Source organism: Actinoallomurus acaciae, from assembly GCF_042429965.1.
GTDB classification, from domain to species: Bacteria; Actinomycetota; Actinomycetes; order Streptosporangiales; family Streptosporangiaceae; genus Actinoallomurus; species Actinoallomurus acaciae.
Genome location: NZ_JBHLZP010000168.1, coordinates 1 through 15,734 on the forward strand (window position 1 = coordinate 1; position 15,734 = coordinate 15,734).

At 68.1% G+C, this 15,734-nt stretch carries 27 protein-coding genes; 2 read left to right on the plus strand and 25 right to left on the minus strand.

The window, feature by feature from the left end:
- Positions 1 to 849: hypothetical protein (locus ACFFNX_RS22305; RefSeq protein ID WP_378205444.1), on the plus strand; the 849-nt coding region annotated here is incomplete at its 5' end.
- Between the two features lie 51 nt (positions 850 to 900).
- Here the strand turns inward: ACFFNX_RS22305 and truA are convergent.
- The 8 genes from truA to infA all read right to left on the minus strand — a co-directional run bounded on the left by truA (position 901) and on the right by infA (position 5,836).
- A complete protein-coding gene (gene truA / locus ACFFNX_RS22310) occupies positions 901 to 1,752 on the minus strand; it encodes a tRNA pseudouridine(38-40) synthase TruA (protein WP_378205447.1) in 852 nt (283 codons plus the stop codon).
- 172 nt (positions 1,753 to 1,924) lie between these two features.
- On the minus strand, positions 1,925 to 2,458 hold the full coding sequence (rplQ, locus tag ACFFNX_RS22315) for a 50S ribosomal protein L17 (protein ID WP_378205449.1): 534 nt from the start codon (positions 2,456 to 2,458) through the stop codon (positions 1,925 to 1,927).
- Positions 2,459 to 2,601: 143 nt separating this feature from the next.
- Complete coding sequence (locus tag ACFFNX_RS22320) at positions 2,602 to 3,615, minus strand: DNA-directed RNA polymerase subunit alpha (protein WP_285582656.1); 1,014 nt, start codon at positions 3,613 to 3,615, stop codon at positions 2,602 to 2,604.
- Positions 3,616 to 3,713: 98 nt separating this feature from the next.
- Positions 3,714 to 4,343, minus strand: a complete 630-nt coding sequence (gene rpsD / locus ACFFNX_RS22325; protein WP_378205454.1) for a 30S ribosomal protein S4 — start codon at positions 4,341 to 4,343, stop codon at positions 3,714 to 3,716.
- Between the two features lie 16 nt (positions 4,344 to 4,359).
- Complete coding sequence (gene rpsK, locus ACFFNX_RS22330) at positions 4,360 to 4,761, minus strand: 30S ribosomal protein S11 (RefSeq protein WP_285582658.1); 402 nt, start codon at positions 4,759 to 4,761, stop codon at positions 4,360 to 4,362.
- Positions 4,762 to 4,825: 64 nt separating this feature from the next.
- On the minus strand, positions 4,826 to 5,206 hold the full coding sequence (rpsM, locus tag ACFFNX_RS22335; RefSeq protein WP_252840844.1) for a 30S ribosomal protein S13: 381 nt from the start codon (positions 5,204 to 5,206) through the stop codon (positions 4,826 to 4,828).
- 221 nt (positions 5,207 to 5,427) lie between these two features.
- Positions 5,428 to 5,541, minus strand: coding sequence for a 50S ribosomal protein L36 (gene rpmJ / locus ACFFNX_RS22340; protein ID WP_141956754.1), 114 nt, complete (start codon positions 5,539 to 5,541; stop codon positions 5,428 to 5,430).
- A 73-nt stretch (positions 5,542 to 5,614) separates the two neighbouring features.
- Positions 5,615 to 5,836 carry a translation initiation factor IF-1 gene (gene infA / locus ACFFNX_RS22345; RefSeq protein WP_067912209.1) on the minus strand — a complete coding sequence of 74 codons (222 nt, stop codon included), beginning with the start codon at positions 5,834 to 5,836 and terminating at the stop codon, positions 5,615 to 5,617.
- Positions 5,837 to 6,049: 213 nt separating this feature from the next.
- On the opposite strand from infA, the gene ACFFNX_RS22350 reads away from it, so the two are divergent.
- Positions 6,050 to 6,826: a metallophosphoesterase gene (locus ACFFNX_RS22350; RefSeq protein WP_378205460.1), complete on the plus strand. Its 777-nt coding sequence runs from the start codon at positions 6,050 to 6,052 to the stop codon at positions 6,824 to 6,826.
- 20 nt (positions 6,827 to 6,846) lie between these two features.
- Here the strand turns inward: ACFFNX_RS22350 and ACFFNX_RS22355 are convergent, their stop codons facing one another.
- The 17 genes from ACFFNX_RS22355 to rplP form a co-directional block, all read right to left on the minus strand.
- Entirely contained in the window at positions 6,847 to 7,284 is a 438-nt protein-coding gene (locus ACFFNX_RS22355) for a DUF1707 SHOCT-like domain-containing protein (RefSeq protein ID WP_378205463.1), read from the minus strand.
- Positions 7,268 to 8,104, minus strand: a complete 837-nt coding sequence (gene map / locus ACFFNX_RS22360; protein ID WP_378205466.1) for a type I methionyl aminopeptidase — start codon at positions 8,102 to 8,104, stop codon at positions 7,268 to 7,270. The genes ACFFNX_RS22355 and map overlap by 17 nt, the downstream gene beginning before the upstream one ends.
- Before the next feature lie 94 nt (positions 8,105 to 8,198).
- Positions 8,199 to 8,852, minus strand: a complete 654-nt coding sequence (locus ACFFNX_RS22365) for an adenylate kinase (protein ID WP_329250677.1) — start codon at positions 8,850 to 8,852, stop codon at positions 8,199 to 8,201.
- Positions 8,852 to 10,153, minus strand: a complete 1,302-nt coding sequence (gene secY / locus ACFFNX_RS22370) for a preprotein translocase subunit SecY (RefSeq protein WP_378205500.1) — start codon at positions 10,151 to 10,153, stop codon at positions 8,852 to 8,854. Before secY ends, ACFFNX_RS22365 begins: the two co-directional genes overlap by 1 nt.
- A 163-nt stretch (positions 10,154 to 10,316) precedes the next feature.
- Positions 10,317 to 10,769 (minus strand): 50S ribosomal protein L15, encoded by a 453-nt coding sequence (gene rplO / locus ACFFNX_RS22375; protein WP_378205471.1) that lies wholly within the window; start codon positions 10,767 to 10,769, stop codon positions 10,317 to 10,319.
- A 2-nt stretch (positions 10,770 to 10,771) separates the two neighbouring features.
- Positions 10,772 to 10,954, minus strand: a complete 183-nt coding sequence (gene rpmD / locus ACFFNX_RS22380) for a 50S ribosomal protein L30 (RefSeq protein WP_378205475.1) — start codon at positions 10,952 to 10,954, stop codon at positions 10,772 to 10,774.
- Positions 10,951 to 11,562 carry a 30S ribosomal protein S5 gene (rpsE, locus tag ACFFNX_RS22385; RefSeq protein WP_378205478.1) on the minus strand — a complete coding sequence of 204 codons (612 nt, stop codon included), beginning with the start codon at positions 11,560 to 11,562 and terminating at the stop codon, positions 10,951 to 10,953. Before rpsE ends, rpmD begins: the two co-directional genes overlap by 4 nt.
- Positions 11,563 to 11,605: 43 nt before the next feature.
- On the minus strand, positions 11,606 to 11,986 hold the full coding sequence (rplR, locus tag ACFFNX_RS22390; RefSeq protein WP_378205481.1) for a 50S ribosomal protein L18: 381 nt from the start codon (positions 11,984 to 11,986) through the stop codon (positions 11,606 to 11,608).
- A gap of 8 nt (positions 11,987 to 11,994) precedes the next feature.
- Positions 11,995 to 12,531 carry a 50S ribosomal protein L6 gene (gene rplF / locus ACFFNX_RS22395; RefSeq protein ID WP_378205484.1) on the minus strand — a complete coding sequence of 179 codons (537 nt, stop codon included), beginning with the start codon at positions 12,529 to 12,531 and terminating at the stop codon, positions 11,995 to 11,997.
- An 18-nt stretch (positions 12,532 to 12,549) separates the two neighbouring features.
- Complete coding sequence (rpsH, locus tag ACFFNX_RS22400; protein ID WP_285582679.1) at positions 12,550 to 12,948, minus strand: 30S ribosomal protein S8; 399 nt, start codon at positions 12,946 to 12,948, stop codon at positions 12,550 to 12,552.
- 139 nt (positions 12,949 to 13,087) lie between these two features.
- Positions 13,088 to 13,273 carry a type Z 30S ribosomal protein S14 gene (locus ACFFNX_RS22405; protein WP_285582680.1) on the minus strand — a complete coding sequence of 62 codons (186 nt, stop codon included), beginning with the start codon at positions 13,271 to 13,273 and terminating at the stop codon, positions 13,088 to 13,090.
- A 3-nt stretch (positions 13,274 to 13,276) separates the two neighbouring features.
- Complete coding sequence (gene rplE / locus ACFFNX_RS22410) at positions 13,277 to 13,852, minus strand: 50S ribosomal protein L5 (protein ID WP_378205490.1); 576 nt, start codon at positions 13,850 to 13,852, stop codon at positions 13,277 to 13,279.
- Positions 13,852 to 14,166, minus strand: a complete 315-nt coding sequence (rplX, locus tag ACFFNX_RS22415; RefSeq protein WP_378205493.1) for a 50S ribosomal protein L24 — start codon at positions 14,164 to 14,166, stop codon at positions 13,852 to 13,854. The genes rplE and rplX overlap by 1 nt, the downstream gene beginning before the upstream one ends.
- Positions 14,166 to 14,534: a 50S ribosomal protein L14 gene (rplN, locus tag ACFFNX_RS22420; protein WP_141956740.1), complete on the minus strand. Its 369-nt coding sequence runs from the start codon at positions 14,532 to 14,534 to the stop codon at positions 14,166 to 14,168. Before rplN ends, rplX begins: the two co-directional genes overlap by 1 nt.
- Positions 14,535 to 14,645: 111 nt before the next feature.
- On the minus strand, positions 14,646 to 14,921 hold the full coding sequence (rpsQ, locus tag ACFFNX_RS22425; protein ID WP_285582686.1) for a 30S ribosomal protein S17: 276 nt from the start codon (positions 14,919 to 14,921) through the stop codon (positions 14,646 to 14,648).
- On the minus strand, positions 14,914 to 15,162 hold the full coding sequence (rpmC, locus tag ACFFNX_RS22430; RefSeq protein ID WP_285582688.1) for a 50S ribosomal protein L29: 249 nt from the start codon (positions 15,160 to 15,162) through the stop codon (positions 14,914 to 14,916). The genes rpsQ and rpmC overlap by 8 nt, the downstream gene beginning before the upstream one ends.
- The gene (gene rplP / locus ACFFNX_RS22435) at positions 15,162 to 15,581 is read right to left on the minus strand and encodes a 50S ribosomal protein L16 (protein ID WP_329250657.1); all 420 of its coding nucleotides are present in this window, start codon (positions 15,579 to 15,581) and stop codon (positions 15,162 to 15,164) included. The genes rpmC and rplP overlap by 1 nt, the downstream gene beginning before the upstream one ends.
- Between the last annotated feature and the right edge of the window lie 153 nt (positions 15,582 to 15,734).

The window sequence follows — 15,734 nt, forward strand, 5'->3', positions numbered from 1 at the left end:
CCGCCGCACGACCCGCAGGCGACCACGACCGGCCCGATCCCCAGGCTCGGCTCCGGTGCGTCGTTCCCCGGCCCGCCCGGCGGGCACCCGCCTCACGGCGGAGGTGCCTCAGGGGCCCGCAGAGCGCTGCTGGTGGCCGGTGGGCTCGTGGCCGCCCTCGTACTCGGGGGTGGCGGCGCGCTGGCCGTCACGCAGCTCTCCGGCGGCACGGCGAAGGAGCACAAGGTCGCCGAGTCCCAGCCGCCGCCCGCCCCGACACAGGTACGGCCGACACCCACGCCGACCCCGTCGAAGCCCAAGCGCAAGCCCAAGCCCAAGCACGTGCCGGTCGACATCCGCGACGAGAAGAAGGACCCCAAGCCGCTGACCGTCGGCGAGGTCTTCCCCTCCACGACGCTGACACTGGCGAGCCAGAAGTTCACCCGGGCCAAGGCGGTCATCAACGACCACTGCTCCCTGGCCGCCAACGGGCCGTTCGCCACGGAGCTGACCCGCCAGCACTGCCGCCGGGTCGTCCGCGCGACGTTCGTCTCGTCGGACAAGAAGGTCGCCGTGACGACCGGCATCGCGGTGATGCCCACGGACGCCGCGGCCAAGGCCGTCCTGAAGGTCCAGGACCCGGCCCACTACGAGTGGTTCCGCGGCATGAAGGCCACCGGCGCCCCGAAGATCGACCATGCGGGCGGCTTCGCCGCGAGCACGGTGCGGGGGCGCTACATCAGCTACGCCTACGCGACGTACGTCGACGGCCACAAGCCGGCCGCCGACGACGACACGCTGAAGAAGGTCGGCACCGCGTTCCGCGACTCGACCGCACGCCCCATCGAACGGCGCGAGGACAAGCACTGACCGCCCGGCACTCTCCCAGGCCCGCCCGACCGTGGGCCTGGGATGCAGGCCCTAGCTGGCGTGGCGTTCCTCGGGGGTGATCCCGCCGAGGACCCGGATGCGGCGCGTCTCCTGGGCGCGGTCGGCCAGGTGCGCGGCGTCCGGATAGGTGACCTCTTCGAGCGACAGCCCGTACGGCGGGAGCACCTGCACGGCCGAGTCGCGCTGTCCGCCGGCGAGCACCTCGGCCGGCCACTCGATGGAACGGCGGCTGTCGCCGACCGAGATCAGCGCGCCGACCAGCGCCCGCACCATCGAGTGGCAGAACGCGTCCGCCTCGATGGTCCCGACGGCGATGTTGCCGGCCTCGCGAGCCCAGTCGCAGCGCAGCAGCCGCCGGATGGTCGTGGCGCCCTCACGGCGCCGGCAGTACGCCGCGAAGTCGTTCTCGCCGAGCAGCAGCGCCGCCGCGGCGTTCATCCGGTCGAGGTCGAGCGGCCGCGGGTGCCACAGCACCTCGTGCCGACGCATCGGATCGACGCCGATCGGGTTGTCGCACACCCGGTAGGCGTAGCGCCGCGACAGCGCCGAGAACCGCGCGTCGAAGCCCTCCGGCGCCTGGCCGATGCGCCAGATCCGGATGTCGGCCGGCAGCACGCCCGCGAGGCGGCGCGGCAGGGTCCCGGTGACCGGGTGGTACGCCGCGACCGGGACGACGACGTGCGCCACCTGGCCGCGGGCGTGCACGCCCGCGTCCGTGCGGCCCGCCACGGTCAGCACCGGTGGCGGGTCCAGGCGGAGCACGCGTCCCAAGGCCTCTTCGATGACACCCTGAACCGTCCGCTGGTTGGGCTGGCGGGCCCAGCCCGCGAAGTCCGACCCGTCGTAACCGATGTCGAGCCGGAGTCGTACGAGAGCGGTCATGGCATCAGGAGATGGCTCGGGCGGCCGTTGGTCCATGTCGGTTGCCCTTCGGGCCCCATCGCTCGGCGGTGACCCCGTATCCATGCTCTCCGTGTCCTGGCCATTCCACAACTCTCCCAAAGATCGAGCCCGCCGTCCCGTAGGGCGCGGCGGGCTCGTGACCAAGCGTGAGTTACTTCTTGTCCTCGGCCTCGTCTGCTACCTCGGCCGAAGCGTCGTCCTGCGTCTCCTCGGCCTCGGCCTCGGCGGCGGCCGGCTCCTCGGCCGGGGTCTCGGCCTCGGCGGCCGGCTCCTCGGTCTCGGTGACCGGGGCTGCCTGCGCCGGACGCGTGGTGGTGACGGCCGCGATCGGCTCGTCGACCAGCTCGATCAGGGCCATCGGGGCGCTGTCGCCCTTGCGCGGGCCGAGCTTGGTGATCCGCGTGTAACCGCCGGGGCGGTTCTCAAAACGCGGGCCGATCTCGGTGAACAGCGTGTGGACGACGCTCTTGTCCCGCACGACGGTGAGGACCTGGCGCCGCGCGGCGAGGTCACCGCGCTTGGCCTTGGTGATGAGCTTCTCCGCCAGCGGCCGCAACCGCCGGGCCTTGGCCTCGGTCGTCGTGATGCGGCCGTGCTCGAACAGCGCGGTGGCGAGGTTCGCCAGGATCAGCCGCTGGTGCGCCGGGCTGCCGCCGAGACGAGGGCCCTTGGTGGGCTGGGGCATGAGTACTTCTCTCCTTTTCAACCCGCGCCGGCCGTGCGAGGTACCGGCGTCGGTCCAACGGGATCGTTCTTCCCGCTGCGTATTGCGGTGTGGGCGGCCCGGACGGACCGCCCACATCATGCACTTGTACTACCTGGTCGCGCTCAGTACTGCTCGGTCTCGGCGTAGCTCTGGTCCTCGTCGCCGTAGGCGTCCGCCGCCGCGGTCGGGTCGAACCCGGGCGGGGAGTCCTTCAGGGTGAGGCCCATGTCGTTGAGCTTCTGCTTGACCTCTTCGATCGACTTGGCGCCGAAATTCCTTATATCGAGCAGGTCCTGCTCGCTGCGGGCCACGAGCTCACCCACGGTGTGGATGCCTTCGCGCTTGAGGCAGTTGTAGGACCGGACCGTGAGGTTGAGCTCCTCGATCGGCAGCGCCAGGTCGGCGGCGAGCGCGGCGTCCGTCGGGGACGGGCCCATGTCGATGCCCTCGGCCTCGACGTTGAGCTCGCGCGCCAGCCCGAACAGCTCGACGAGCGTCTTGCCGGCGCTCGCCACCGCGTCGCGCGGCAGCATCGCGGGCTTGGTCTCGACGTCGACGATCAGCCGGTCGAAGTCGGTGCGCTGCTCGACACGCGTCGCCTCGACCTTGTAGGTGACCTTCAGGACCGGCGAGTAGATCGAGTCGATCGGCACCCGGCCGATCTCCTGGCCCGGCTGCTTGTTCTGCGCCGCGGAGACGTAGCCTCGGCCACGCTCGACGGTGAGCTCCATCTCCAGCTTCGCCTTGTTGTTCAGCGTGGCGATGTGCAGCTCGGGGTTGTGCACCTCGACACCGGCCGGCGGCGCGATGTCGGCGGCGGTGACGTCACCGGGACCCTGCTTGCGGAGGTACATCACGACCGGCTCGTCGTGCTCGGAGGAGACGACGAGCTCCTTGAGGTTCAAGATGATGTCGGTGACATCCTCCTTGACCCCCGGGATCGTGGAGAACTCGTGCAGCACGCCCTCGATGCGGATGCTGGTGACCGCGGCACCGGGGATCGAGGACAGGAGCGTACGGCGGAGCGAGTTGCCGATGGTGTAGCCGAAGCCCGGCTCCAGCGGCTCGATGGTGAACCGCGACCGGAACTCGTCGACCTGCTCCTCGGTGAGGGTGGGTCGCTGTGCGATGAGCATTTCAGAACATCCTTTCCGCGGCGCCCGCTATTTGACTGCCGCGACCTTGCGTTCGGCGGGCGTGCGCCACAGGAGCGCACGCCCGCCCGAGCCGTACGTCAGCGCTTGGCGTACCACTCGACGATGAGCTGCTCCTGGACCGGCGCGTCGATGTGCTGACGGACCGGGAGCGAGTGCACGAGGATGCGCAACTTCTCGGGCGCGACCTCGAGCCATGCCGGGACCGGGCGCTCGCCGGCCTCGGCGCGTGCGACCACGAACGGGGTCTGCTCGAGGCTCTTGCCCTTGACCTCGATGATGTCCCGCTCGCTGACGCGGTACGACGGGATGTCGACCTTCTTGCCGTTGACCGTGAAGTGGCCGTGCCGCACCAGCTGGCGGGCCATGTCGCGGCTCTTGGCGTAGCCGGCACGGTAGATCACGTTGTCGAGGCGGCGCTCGAGCAGGCTCAGCAGGTTCTCACCCGTCTTGCCCGTACGGCGGTTCGCCTCCTTGTAGTAGTTCACGAACTGGGCCTCGAGGACCCCGTAGATGCGACGGGCCTTCTGCTTCTCCCGGAGCTGGAGCATGTGCTCGCTCTCCTTGGGACGGCCACGGCCGTGCTCACCCGGCGGGTAGGGCCGGATCTCGATCGGGCACTTCGGCCCGTCGCACTTGCTGCCCTTGAGGAACAGCTTCATCTTCTCGCGGCGGCACAGCTTGCAGTCCGCGCCGGTGTATCGAGCCATCTCTCTCTTTCCTAACTCAGACGCGGCGGCGCTTGGGCGGCCGGCAACCGTTGTGCGGGACCGGGGTGACGTCCTGGATGGAACCGACCTCGAGGCCGGTCGCCTGCAGCGACCGGATCGCGGTCTCGCGACCCGAGCCCGGGCCCTTCACGAAGACGTCGACCTTGCGCATGCCGTGCTCCATGGCGCGGCGCGCGGCGGCCTCGGCGGCCATCTGAGCGGCGAACGGCGTCGACTTGCGCGAGCCCTTGAAGCCCACGTGGCCGGCGCTGGCCCAGGAGATCACGGCGCCCATCGGGTCCGTGATCGTGACGATGGTGTTGTTGAACGTGCTCTTGATGTGGGCGTGCCCATGAGCGACGTTCTTCTTTTCCTTGCGGCGCACCTTCTTGGCGCCGGTGCGGCTCTTAGGCGGCATCTGCTCTCAAGTCTCCTGGAGGTCGTCGATCCAGCGTCCCGACCGCGTCGGCCGGGGCGGCGGACTACTTCTTGCCGGTCTTCTTCTTGCCGGCCACGGTCTTCTTCTTGCCCTTGCGCGTGCGGGCGTTGGTCTGCGTGCGCTGGCCGTGGACCGGCAGCCCGCGGCGGTGGCGGATGCCCTGGTAGCACCCGATCTCGATCTTGCGACGGATGTCGGCCTGGATCTCGCGGCGCAGGTCGCCCTCGATCCGGTAGTTCGCCTCGATCCAGTCGCGGAGCTGAATCAGCTCGTCGTCACCGAGCTCGTGGACCCGGCGGTCACCGCTGATGCCGGTCTCCTTGAGGGTCTCGAGCGCGCGGGTGCGGCCGATACCGAAGATGTAGGTAAGAGCGACCTCGAGACGCTTTTCGCGCGGGAGGTCGACGCCGAGGAGGCGTGCCATCTCGGGCAGTTCCCTTCTGTTTCACGGAGGTCTGCGCTCCACACCCCCACCTGCCCGGGTGGGGCCCCGGCCTCCGACCGGGGGTCGCTCCCCTCGTGGGGAGCCGCGGAACGATGATGTTGTCGTGCGGGCGTGGCGCCGGTCGCTCGCCCTCCTCGCTCGCTTCGTGAGCGCCCTCCTGATTTCGGGCGCTCACTCCGCTCGCTCGTCGGGGTCGCGACTCAGCCCTGACGCTGCTTGTGGCGCGGGTCGTCGCAGATGACCATGACGCGGCCGTGCCGGCGGATGACGCGGCACTTGCTGCAGATCTTCTTGACGCTCGGCTTGACCTTCACTGGGTCTCCTCAATACAGGGTCACCCCCGCGCTGCCAGACGCGGGGAAGGCAACCCCAGTGGGTGTGTATTGCTTACTTGTAGCGGTAGACGATCCGGCCGCGGGTGAGGTCGTATGGACTCAGTTCTACGACCACACGGTCGTCGGGAAGGATCCGGATGTAGTGCATCCGCATCTTCCCGCTGATGTGAGCGAGAACCTTGTGCCCGTTGTCCAGCTCGACCCGGAACATGGCGTTCGGGAGAGACTCGACGACGGTGCCTTCGATCTCGATGGCCCCTTCTTTTTTGGGCATGTCCTCCGCGCTTCACTGATCGGTTCGTCAGGAGAACGGCCCTCGCGGCGCCCCTAGCACGCAGAGCATGCGGACATGAGCCGACACAGGACCGACAAAGAAGTGTACGTCACCAGGCGCGAGAATGTGAAATCGACGCGGATTCACCACCAGACCGGCCGGTCGGCGGCGTGGCCAGGCCACTCCTCACGAAAACTCAACATACGAGTGGCCATGGTGATTCCCCGCGCTCTCGTGGTCGGCTGGGGAGCCATGACGATCCTCGCACAGCTCAGCGATCTCCATCTGACCGTCGACGATCCCACCCGCGTACGCTCGCTGCGCACCGCCCTGACCACGCTGCTCGCCCTCGCCACCCCACCCGACGCGGTGGTGCTCACCGGCGACCTGACCGACCACGGCCGCCCCGAGGAGTACGCGCTCCTGCGCGACGAGCTCGCCCGCCTGCCGATCCCGGCGCATCCGCTGCCCGGCAACCATGACGACGTCCCCGCGCTGCTGGCGGCCTTTCCCTCGGTCCCGGCGGCGAACTACGCGGTCACCGTGGCCGGCGTCCGGCTGCTGTGCTGTGACTCCACCATCCCGGGCCGAGACGACGGCGCGTTGTCGGATCCGGAGTGGCTGGACGCCGCCCTCGCCGAGGAGCCCGAGACGCCGTCGGTCGTGGCGATGCACCACCCGCCGTACGGAATCGGCGTCGACTGGATCGACGCCATGGGCCACGCGCGGCCCGAGCGGCTCGGCGACGTGATCGCCCGCCATCCGCAGGTCGTCCGCGTCATCGCCGGGCACGTGCACGCGGGCTCGGTGCGCGCCTTCGCCGGCACGGTCGCCACGACCTGCCCGAGCACGTACCGGCAGCTGCACGTGGATCCCGGCGGCCGGCCCGCGCTCTCCGACGCGCCGCCCGGCCTGGCGCTCCACTTCGTCGACGGCATGAGCGCCGTCACCCACTTCCGGCCGGTGGCGGAGACACCCCGGCCGATCTGAGAGATCGTCCGGAGCCGGGGTCAACGACGATCGCCGCGGGCGCCGAAGGCCTGTCCGGCGAGCATCACCGCTCCCCAGGGCCCGGCCACCCAGATCCACCAGGGGTACCAGACCCCCGAGGACACCGCCGTGAGCAGCCAGATCACGATGCACACGAGGTTCACGCCGGCGTAGGTGGCCCAGCCTGCCCGGAAATTCAGGCGGGCCAGGCCGCCGCCCATGCCACGGGCCGGTGTCGACTGCCGCCACGACGGCACGGGAAGCTCGTACAGGTCCTCTTCGGGCAGATCCTCGGTGACCTTCCCCAGGTCGCCGAGAGTCTTCGCGGAGTAGACGCCTTCGAGGCGCTCGTTCAGCTCCTCGACGTCGATGCGCCCCTGAGCGCAGTGCTCTCTGAGCGCCGCCGCGACCCGGTCGCGGTCGGCGTCGGAGGCCCGCATCTCAGGGTTGAGCGCCATCCTTGATCCTCTCGTCCCGGCCGAGGAAACCGTGGGACGCACCGCCGTCGAGCGCGGTGAGCACCCAGGGACCGTCCTCGGTGACCGCGAAGGTGTGCTCGAAGTGCGCCGAGCGGGCACCGTCGCCCGTCACCACGGTCCAGTCGTCGCCCAGCAGGACGGTCGCGGCCGTCCCGAGGTTGACCATCGGCTCGACCGCGAAGCACATGCCGGACTCCAGACGGGGCCCGTGCCCGGCCTCGCCGTAGTTGGGTACCGGCGGGTCCATGTGCATCTGCGTACCGATCCCGTGGCCGACGTACTCTTCGACGATGCCATAGTCGCCCTGATCGCGCACATATGTCTCGACCGCGTGGCCGATGTCGCTCAGCCGGGCGTCGACCAGGCCCGCGCCGATGCCGCGCCACATCGACTCCTCGCAGACCTCGAGGAGCCGCTGGAGCTCGGGCGTGATCTCTCCGACCGGCACCGTCACGGCGGAGTCGCCGTGCCAGCCGTCGACGATGGCGCCGCAGTCGATGGAGATGATGTCGCCGTCGTGCAGGACCTTGTCCGGGCTGGGGATGCCGTGGACGATCTCCTCGTTCACCGACGTGCAGATGGTGGCGGGGAAACCCTGGTAGCCCTTGAACGACGGCGTCGCGCCCGCGGAGCGGATCGACTCCTCGGCGATGGCGTCGAGGTCGGCCGTGGTGATCCCCGGGCGCACCTCCTCGGTGAGCCGGCGCAGCGTGCGGCCGACGACGAGGCCGGCCTCCCGCATCACCGCGAGCTCGTCGCGCGACTTGATCTGGATGGCCGGCTTACGCTTCTTCCACACTCTTCGCTCCGCACGTGATCCGGGGGGGTTGCCTACGAGGACGGCTCCACGCCTGCGGGTCCGTACCCGCCGCCCGGGACGGCCTGACAGGCGCTCAGGCGGCGAAGCGGCGGAGCGCGGCAAGGGCCCGCTCCGTGACCTCCTCGACGGGCCCGGTGGCGTCGATACCCACCAGAATGCCCTCATCGGCGTAGAACGACGCGAGAGGCGCCGTCTGTTCCTGGTAGACCTCCAGGCGGTGCCGGATGGTCTCCTCGCGGTCGTCGTCGCGCTGGAACAGCTCGCCGCCGCAGACGTCGCAGACGCCGTCCTTGGTGGGGGGGTCGAAGGCCACGTGCCAGATCCGCCCGCACTTGCGGCACGTGCGGCGGCCCGACAGCCGGCGGACGACCTCGTCGTCGTCGACCACGAGCTCGAGTACGAGATCGAGCCTGCGATCGGTCTCAGACAGGATCTTCTTGAGCGTCTCCGCCTGCGGAACGTTGCGCGGGAAGCCGTCGAGCAGGAAGCCCTCCTGGGCGTCCTCCTCGCCCAGCCGGTCACGCACCATCGCGATGGTGACCTCGTCCGGGACGAGGTCACCCCGGTCCATGTACTCCTTGGCCTTCCGGCCCAGGGGCGTGTTTCCGCTCACGTTCGCGCGAAAGATGTCACCTGTCGAGATTTTCGGGATTGACAGGTGCGATGCGATGAATTGGGCCTGCGTCCCCTTGCCCGCTCCGGGGGGACCCACGAGCACGATGCGCACTACCGCAGGAAGCCCTCGTAGTTACGTTGCTGGAGTTGGCTCTCGATCTGCTTGACCGTGTCCAGCCCGACACCGACCATGATCAGGATACTCGTGCCGCCGAACGGGAAGTTCTGGCTGGCGCCGATGAGACCGAACGCGACCATCGGGATCAAAGAGATGAGCCCGAGGTAGAGGGCGCCCGGCGCCGTGACGCGCGTGAGCACGTAGTCGAGGTATTCGGCGGTTGGTCGGCCCGGACGGATGCCGGGGATGAACCCGCCGTACTTCTTCATGTTGTCGGCCACCTCGGTCGGGTTGAAGGTGATCGCGACGTAGAAGTACGTGAAGAAGATGATCAGGACGAAGTACAGCCCCATGTAGATCGGGTGATCACCCTTGACGAGGTACTTCGAGATGAAGGTGCTCACCGGGTTGGAGCTGTGCCACATCTGCACGACGAGCTGCGGGAGGTACAGCAGCGAGGAGGCGAAGATGACCGGGATGACACCAGCCTGGTTGACCTTGAGCGGAATGTAGGTCGACGTGCCGCCGTACATCCGGCGGCCGACCATCCGCTTGGCGTACTGCACCGGAATACGGCGCTGGGCCTGCTCGACGAAGACCACACCCGCGACGATCGCGACACCGACCAGGATGACGATCGCGAAGACGAAGCCGTGCTTGGTCTTGTAGATGTTCCAGAACTCGCTCGGGAAGACCGCGACGACCTGGGTGAAGATCAGGATCGACATGCCGTTGCCGATGCCCTTGTCGGTCACCAGCTCGCCCAGCCACATGATCACCGACGTGCCCGCCGTGATCACGATGACCATCGTGACGATGGTGAACCAGCCCTTGTTCCAGAGCAGGTCCTCGGTGCAGCCCTGCAGCAGGTTGCCGGTGCTCGCCATCGCGACGATGCCGGTGCCCTGGAGGACCGCCAGGCCGATCGTCAGGTAACGCGTGTACTGCGTGATCTTCGTGGTGCCGGACTGTCCCTCCTTGCGGAGGGTCTCCAGACGCGGGATCACCACGGTCAGCAGCTGCAGGATGATGCTCGCGGTGATGTAGGGCATGATGCCCAGCGCGAAGATCGACAGCTTGAGCAGCGCGCCACCGCTGAAGAGGTTGACCAGGCCGTAAATATTGCCGTTGGCACCCTTGGTCGCCACATCGACACATCGATGGACGGCGCCCGTGTTCACGCCCGGCGCCGGCAGCTGGGACCCCAGCCGGAACACGGCGATGATGAAGAGCGTGAAGAGAAGCTTCTTGCGCAGGTCGGGTGTTCGGAACGCCCGAGTGAACGCGGTTAGCACCATTCCTCCTGCGCGAATTCCGGCCATGAGGCATAAACAGGGCCGCGGATGGGCCCCGGTCGATGGTAGGCGGCCATAGCCGCCGCTCGCACTCTAACAGCCCTTGCATGGGCTGACGCCCCCGCCAGGCCTCGGCGGGGGCGATTCCCACAAGGGCTTGGTCTCACAGTGTTTCGGCAGTGCCCCCGGCACCTGTGATCTTTTCCTTAGCGGAGCCAGAGAAGGCGTGCGCCTTGACCTGCACCGTTACAGAGATGTCACCAGTACCGAGAATCTTTACCGGAAGGCCCGCGCGAACCGCGCCCTTGGCCGCCAGGTCGTCGGGTGTCACCTCTCCACCCTCAGGGTAGAGCTCGGCGAGCCGACCCAGGTTGACGACCTGGTATTCGACGCGGAACGGGTTCTTGAAGCCCTTGAGCTTCGGCACCCGGCGGATCAGGGGCATCTGGCCGCCCTCGAACCCGGCCGGCACCGTGCTGCGGGCCTTGGTGCCCTTGGTGCCGCGCCCGGCGGTCTTGCCCTTGGACGCCTCGCCACGGCCCTTACGGGTCTTGGCCTTGTGAGCACCCGGAGCGGGCCGCAGGTGGTGCGGCCGCAGCGGAGTCTCGGCTCCCATGATCAGTCAACCTCCTCGACCGTGACCAGGTGGCGCACGGTCTGGATCATCCCGAGCACCTCGGGGCGGTCCTCACGGACGACGCTCTGGCCGATCCGCTTGAGCCCGAGGGTGCGCAGGGTGTCGCGCTGGTACTGCTTGCCACCGATCTGCGACTTGACCTGCGTGATCTTCAGGTTACTCATGACGCCGCGGCCTCCTGCCGGGCCTCGGTGCCGGCGGCACGGGCCTTCAGCATGGCGGCGGGGGCGACGTCCTCGATCGGCAGGCCGCGCTTGGCCGCGATCTCCTCCGGCCGGTTGAGCTGCTTCAGCGCCGCCACCGTCGCGTGGACGATGTTGATGGCGTTGGACGAGCCCAGCGACTTGGACAGGACGTCGTGAATGCCCGCGCACTCCAGGACCGCGCGGACCGGACCACCCGCGATGACACCGGTACCGGGGCTGGCCGGCTTCAGCAGGACGACGCCCGCCGCCTCCTCACCCTGGCTGGTGTGCGGGATGGTGCCCTGGATCCGCGGCACCTTGAAGAAGTGCTTCTTGGCCTCTTCGACACCCTTGGCGATCGCCGCGGGCACCTCCTTGGCCTTGCCGTAGCCGACACCGACCGTGCCGTTGCCGTCGCCCACCACGACCAGCGCGGTGAAGCTGAAGCGCCGGCCGCCCTTGACGACCTTGGCGACACGATTGATCGCTACGACACGCTCGATGTACGACTGGCCCTTGTCGGCGCCACCCCGGCGATCATCACGCCGGTCGCGCCGCTCGCCGCCGCCACGACGTGGTGCTGCCATTAGTGGTTCCTCTTCTCGTCCATCGGTTGCAGTGAGCGGGCCATCAGAGCTCCAGCCCACCCTCGCGGGCACCGTCGGCCAGAGCCGCGATGCGACCGTGGTACCGGTGCCCGGCGCGGTCGAAGACGACGGCGCCGATGCCGGCCTCCTTGGCCCGCTCCGCCAGCAGTTCGCCGACCTTGCGCGCCTTGGCCGTCTTGTCGCCCTCGCTCGTACGGAGCGTGGAGTCGAGCGTCGACGCGGACACCAGCGTGTGACCGGCGATGTCGTCGATGATCTGCGCGGACATGTGCTTCGCCGACTTGGTCACGACCAGCCGCGGCCGCTCGGCGCTGCCCTGGATCTTCTTCCGGACGCGCAGGTGCCGACGGGCTCGGGACGCCGCGCGCGCCGAGGTCCGCTTGCGGACCTGGGTCTTGCTCACAGGCACGACTACTTACCAGCCTTTCCGACCTTGCGGCGGATCTGCTCGCCTTGGTAGCGCACGCCCTTGCCCTTGTACGGGTCCGGCTTGCGCAACTTGCGGATGTTCGCGGCGACCTCGCCGACCTTCTGCTTGTCGATGCCCTCGACCACGAACTGGGTCGGCCGCTCGACACGGAAGGTGATGCCGGCCGGCGGCTCCACCGTGATCGGGTGGCTGAAGCCGAGGGAGAACTCGAGGTTGCTGCCCTTGGCCTGAACGCGGTAACCGACGCCGACGATCTCCAGCGTCTTGCTGTAGCCCTCGGTCACGCCGATGACCATGTTGTGGATCAGCGTCCGGGTCAATCCGTGCAGGGCACGGATCGGTCCCTCGTCGCTGGGGCGACCGACCTTGATCTGACCGTCCTCCTGGACGACCTCGATCGGCCGGGCCACCTTGTGCTTGAGTTCGCCCTTGGGGCCCTTGACCGTGACGTCCTGGCCGTCGACCTTGATGTCGACGCCGCTGGGGACGGGGATGGGCAGACGTCCAATGCGCGACATGCTGTGTTCCCTCCCCTCTTACCAGACGTAGGCGAGGACTTCCCCGCCCACACCGCTCTTGCCGGCCTGCCGGTCGGTCATCAGGCCCGAGGACGTCGAGATGATCGCGACGCCGAGACCACCGAGGACCTTCGGCAGGTTGTCCTTCTTCGCGTAGACCCGCAGGCCCGGCTTGGAAACCCGCTTGAGCCCGGCGATCGAACGCTCACGGCTCGGGCCGAACTTGAGGTCGACCACCAGCTTCTTGCCGACCTCGGCGTCCTCGACGCTCCACCCCGAGATGTAGCCCTCCTGCTGGAGGATCTCGGCGATGTGCGCCTTGATCTTCGAGTACGGCATGGCCACGGTGTCGTGGTACGCCGAATTCGCGTTCCGCAGACGTGTCAACATGTCTGCGATCGGGTCGGTCATCGTCATGGCCTACTGGGCCCTCCTCGCCGCGGTTTCCGCCCGTGTTCGATAAGCACGGCTTGCGGACCTTCGACGTGGTCGTGGGCGCCTTGCTCAGGCACCCGGTTGGTCATTATCTCGCGTGTTGTCTTAAATGCAGTCTGGCTTACCAGCTGGACTTGGTGATGCCGGGCAGCTCGCCGCGGTGCGCCATCTCCCGGAAGCAGATCCGGCACAGGCCGAACTTGCGGAAGACGGCGCGCGGACGCCCACAGCGCGAGCACCGAGTGTAGGCGCGCACCGAGTGCTTGGGCTTCCGGTTCGCCTTGGCGATCAGAGCCTTCTTCGCCATCTGTCAGTTCTCCTTGAACGGGAAGCCCAGGTGCCGCAGAAGCGCCCGGCCCTCCTCGTCGGTCTTGGCCGTGGTCACGATCGTGATGTCCATACCGCGCTGCCGGTCGACCTTGTCCGGGTCGATCTCGTGGAACATCACCTGCTCGGTGAGCCCGAACGTGTAGTTGCCGTTGCCGTCGAAGTGCTTCGGCGACAGGCCGCGGAAGTCGCGGATGCGCGGCAGAGCCAGCGACAGCAGCCGGTCGAGGAACTCCCACATGCGGTCACCGCGGAGCGTCACGTGAGCGCCGATCGGCATGCCCTCACGTAGCTTGAACTGCGCGATCGACTTCTTCGCGCGGGCCACGGCCGGCTTCTGCCCGGTGATGGTCGTCAGGTCGCGCACCGCGCCCTCGATGACCTTCGAGTCGCGGGCCGCGTCACCGACGCCCATGTTGACCTTGATCTTGGTCAACCCGGGAATCTGCATGACGTTCGCGTAGCCGAACTCCTCACGCATCGCCTTGGCGATCTCTTCGCGGTAGCGCTGCTTGAGCCGCGGCTGCACGGTCTCCTGGGTGGTCGTGTCGGCGGTCATCAGATGTCCTTACCGGTACGGCGCGAGATGCGAACCTTCGTGCCGTCATCGTCGAATCGGTAACCGACGCGCGTGGGCTTGCCGTCCTCGACCAGCGCCACGTTGCTGACGTGGACCGAGGCCTCCTTGGTGACGACCCCGCCGTCCTTGGCGCCGCGCGGTCCCTGGTTGGTCTCCTTGGTGTGACGCTTAACCAGGTTGACGCCCTCGACGATCACGCGCTCGCGCTTCGGGTCGGCGGCGATGACCTTGCCGGTCGCACCCTTGTCCTTGCCGGCGATGACGATGACGTCATCGCCCTTCTTGATCTTCATCAGAGCACCTCCGGCGCGAGCGAGATGATGCGCATGAACCTCTTGTCGCGCAGCTCCCGGCCGACCGGCCCGAAGATACGCGTACCGCGCGGGTCTCCGCCGTCCCTGATGAGCACAGCCGCGTTCTCGTCGAAGCGGATGTAGGAGCCGTCGGGACGGCGGCGCTCCTTGCGGGTGCGCACGACGACGGCCTTAACGACATCACCCTTCTTCACGCCGGCACCGGGAAGGGCGTCCTTCACGGTCGCGACGATGATGTCGCCGATGCCCGCATAGCGCCGACCCGAGCCACCGAGAACGCGGATGCAAAGAATCTCCTTCGCACCCGTGTTGTCGGCGACCTTGAGTCGCGACTCCTGCTGGATCACGTCAACTCCTGTTGTTCTCGCCGGTTCTCTTTCGAGCCTGGCGGATTCGATCCTTCAGTCGCTCGGCGGCGACTGCCATTCACCGGGGACCACCTCGGGGGCGGAAACCCCTTACTTGGCCTTCTCAAGGATCTCCACGACACGCCACCGCTTCGTGGCCGACAGCGGGCGGGTCTCCATCAGCCGGACCCGGTCGCCGACGCCACAGGCGTTGGACTCGTCGTGCGCCTTGTACTTCGTCGTACGGCGAATGATCTTGCCGTACAGGGCGTGCTTCACGCGGTCCTCGACGGCGACCACAACGGTCTTGTCCATCTTGTCACTGACCACGAGACCCTCGCGGATCTTGCGGTAGCTCCGCGTCTGCTGCGTCTTCTCGTCACTCATCGGTGGACTCCTCCACGGGCTCCTCGGCGAACACGACGATGCCGAGCTCCCGCTCCCGCATCACGGTGTAGATGCGGGCGATCTCCCGCTTCACTTCGCGCAGCCGACCGTGGGTCTCGAGCTGGCCCGTCGCCGCCTGGAAGCGGAGGTTGAACAGCTCCTCCTTGGCCTCCTTCAGCTTGGTGACCAGCTCAGCCTCAGGCTGGGACCGCAGATCCTCGGCGGTAAGGCCCTGAGCCATCACGCCTCACCCACTTCACGCTTCACGAACTTGCACTTCATGGGCAGCTTGTGCATCGCGCGGCGCAGCGCCTCGCGAGCCAGCGGCTCCGGAACACCGGCGAGCTCGAACATCACTCGTCCGGGCTTGACGTTGGCGACCCACCACTCCGGCGAGCCCTTACCGGAACCCATGCGGGTTTCGGCGGGCTTCTTGGTCAGCGGACGGTCGGGGTAGATGTTGATCCACACCTTTCCGCCACGCTTGATGTGCCGGGTCATGGCGATACGTGCGGCCTCGATCTGCCGGTTGGTCACGTACGCGCCTTCGACGGCCTGGATGCCGAACTCACCGAAGACGACCTTGGTGCCGCCCTTGGCCATGCCCCGCCGCTTCGGGTGGTGCTGCTTGCGGTGCTTGACCCTGCGAGGGATCAGCATTGGTAATTCAGCTCCCCTCACCCGCGCTGGACGGCGCAGCCGTCTCAGTCGCCTGCTGCTCGGCGGGCGCGCTCGTCGCGGCCTGCTGCTGCCGGCCGCCGCGGTCACCACGGTCGCCGCCGCGTCCACCGCGACCGCCACCGCCACCGCCAC